The organism is uncultured Corynebacterium sp. (assembly GCF_945649885.1).
Taxonomy (GTDB): domain Bacteria; phylum Actinomycetota; class Actinomycetes; order Mycobacteriales; family Mycobacteriaceae; genus Corynebacterium.
Window position 1 is genome coordinate 1 of the sequence record NZ_CALZFS010000204.1, and the last position, 2709, is coordinate 2709.

At 58.6% G+C, this 2709-nt stretch carries 2 protein-coding genes and 1 pseudogene; 1 reads left to right on the plus strand and 2 read right to left on the minus strand.

Features of this window, described 5'->3' with window-relative positions:
* Positions 1 to 12: 12 nt before the first annotated feature.
* A complete protein-coding gene (locus Q0M74_RS13790) occupies positions 13 to 1602 on the minus strand; it encodes a cupredoxin domain-containing protein (protein ID WP_366088392.1) in 1590 nt (529 codons plus the stop codon).
* 206 nt (positions 1603 to 1808) lie between these two features.
* Here Q0M74_RS13790 and Q0M74_RS13795 point away from each other — a divergent pair, with 206 nt between their 5' ends.
* The gene (locus Q0M74_RS13795; RefSeq protein WP_293955431.1) at positions 1809 to 2204 is read left to right on the plus strand and encodes a hypothetical protein; all 396 of its coding nucleotides are present in this window, start codon (positions 1809 to 1811) and stop codon (positions 2202 to 2204) included.
* Here Q0M74_RS13795 and Q0M74_RS13800 read toward each other — a convergent pair.
* Positions 2197 to 2709: pseudogene (locus Q0M74_RS13800) on the minus strand (MFS transporter); the annotation flags it as partial. The gene Q0M74_RS13795 and the pseudogene Q0M74_RS13800 overlap by 8 nt on opposite strands.

Consider the following 2709-nt stretch of genomic DNA (forward strand, 5'->3'; position numbering starts at 1 on the left):
TGCAGATTCTTCTCATTTTTCAGTTTGACCAACCACAACCATCAGATCCATTCCCTGGGCACGGTGGCCGGCGATGGTACACCAACCCTCCATTGCTTCAGTGATCTCTCCGACGGTGATGGTGACTTCCTCACCGGGAACAACACGGCCAGTCTGGATGCCGTTGGCAAACTTCAGGTCATGAACCATGTCATCGGTGTTGATCATGGTCACCTCCAGTGTCTTGCCGGCGGGTACCTCGATCACATCGGGTGAGAACACCATGTCGCCGGCATCAATGGTGATGGCATGAACATCGCCAGTGCTCACCACAGAACCAGTGGTATTACCGCCAGAGGTTCCCAGTCCACCGAAGGCCGCCAACACCAGGGCCAACACCGCGATGCCTGCGGTGACCTGGTTATAGCGCGGCGCGGTGACCGGCTCAATCGGGTCGCGCTTCTTCATCAGCACCTCACGTTGAGCTTTCACGCCCAGGGGCATCAGTGGCACAAAAGCTGTCAGGGCGCCGATGGAGAGTAATGACGCGACCACACGCAGCCAACTGTTGTCCGTGAGCAGCCAGATGGCCAGACCACCGTTGATGAGCGTCCAACGGAACAGGCCCGCACGCCCGATCATGTCGGTGCCGGTCCGCACGGCACCGGGCCCGCCACCCATGGTGGAAGGCAGTAGGGAACTCATCACACCGATGAGCAGTTGGGCGGCGAAACCAACGAGGACGGCATTCGTCGGCAAGCTAATTTGGTACAGCTCCCCGTGGTGCGCCACAGCTTCCACGGCGATGTAGATCAGTGAACCCACCAGCCACAGGGGAGCGGTGCCCACCGCAGCAGCGCTAAAACCCACGCGATCGCGAGGTGCAGCCAGCACGCTTATCGACGCCCTCATCCACGCCCCCATGGGCACCAACCACGCCAGGATGTACAGCACCAATCCACCTGCGGCGATGTAGCCATTGTCGGCGAATACGCCACCGAGGATCACCGGCAGGGCGAAAAGCATCAAGCCGACGGAGTATCTGGTGTGGTCATAGGGCAGGCGGGTGCGCCAGGTCGCGGCATAGAGAACCGAGAGTGAACCCAGTGCCGCGAATCCCACAAAACCTAAGATATTGGACACCGTGTGGGCCAGCAACACCCGCTCATGCCAGGTGCCGGGAAGCTCCGCGGCGAGGAATCCGCCGGCCACCGCGCCCACCGGGAGGAAGCAGGCACTGGCCACATAGGCCACCACGGCTGTGGCATAGGGCTGGCCGCGTTTGGCTGTGAGAAACTGCGCTGCCAGGGAGAAGGCATGCCATAGCATGGTGAGGCCCACTATTGCAGCGCCAATGCTGGTGATTATCCAGTGATCGTTCCAGGTGTTGGAAAGCAGCTGCCCCAGGATCGTGATGATCGCGCCACCGTTGAGCACCCACACCTTGCGCAGCTGCCAGGGACGCTTCTCGTCGGCCAGGCGTTGGTGGAGGAAGCGTTCGGTGAAGTGTTGTGACCACACCACGATGGAGTTGGTGACCGCGCCAAGGGTGAAGAGGTGGATGAGTACCCAACGGTACTCAGGCAGGACCGGGTGGATAATGCCGGCCACGATCAAGGCGATGAACCAGTAGGTGACCGGTTTGCTGACCTTGCGGTGCCAGGTGCGTCGATCCCATGTGGTGCTGGTGTCACTCATGAATTCAAGAGTAGTCCCCCTTAATAGTACGGACAAAGCCGGGATAAATAATTCTGGTTAGTGTTGGGAGTGTGGAAGAGGAACTGGTTATCAGGGTGTATCCGGATTATGGAAATCTCTGCTCTTTGTGGGTGTCAGCGGAACTGGTCCTCCACGAAGGGGAGCACTTCATGCCCATGCCCTGGCAGCTGGGTATTGGCGAACCCCTGAACAGCCGCATCTTGGAATGGACTGAGCAGTTCCACACCTTCTGCATCGAGGCCCATGACGGTTTCGATCGCCGCCCCTGCTGGGAAGACGGTTTTGACCCTGAGGCCTGGCACCGGGAAGGCGCAGAGATTGTGGCTGAATTGGAGAAGCTCTTCCCCGAGGTGGAAATACTTTCACACTTTGATGGTTATGTCTTCTCCGCCAATGAGCGCCGTAGCACCAAAGGACTATTGCCACTGACCCTGCCCGATGCGGATAAGCCGGGCCATATCACCCCTCAAGAATTAAGGAACCGGCCAGATCAACAGTTCAGCTGACCTTCTCCAGCCGCGCCAAGGTCACTGCGATGGCCAGCAGTCCACCCAGCAACACCGTCAGGTAGGCAATGAACACCAGCCAGCTGGCGTGGGTGAAGATGACACCGGAGAACCAGCCCACGGCAGATGAACCGATGTAATAACAAAAAAGGTACATGCTGGAAGCCTCAGCACGGTCCTTGGTGGCGATGATGCCGATCCAGCCAGAAGCTGAGGAGTGGATGGCAAAAAATGATGCGGTGAAGGCAAACAGCGCGATGAAGGTGAGCCACATATTGTCCACTGCCATCAGTACCAGGCTCACAATCATGGTGATGGCCAGGAAGATCACCGCTGGACCATTGCCCATCTTTTCCCGCAGCCTGCCTGCCTGGGCGGAACTCCAGGTGCCGGAGAGATACATCAGGAACACCGCACCTACCAGCACTTCACTGAGTCCGAACTGTTCAATCATGCGGAAGCCCAGGTAGTTGTACAGGGAGACAAAGGTGCCCATCCCCAGGAA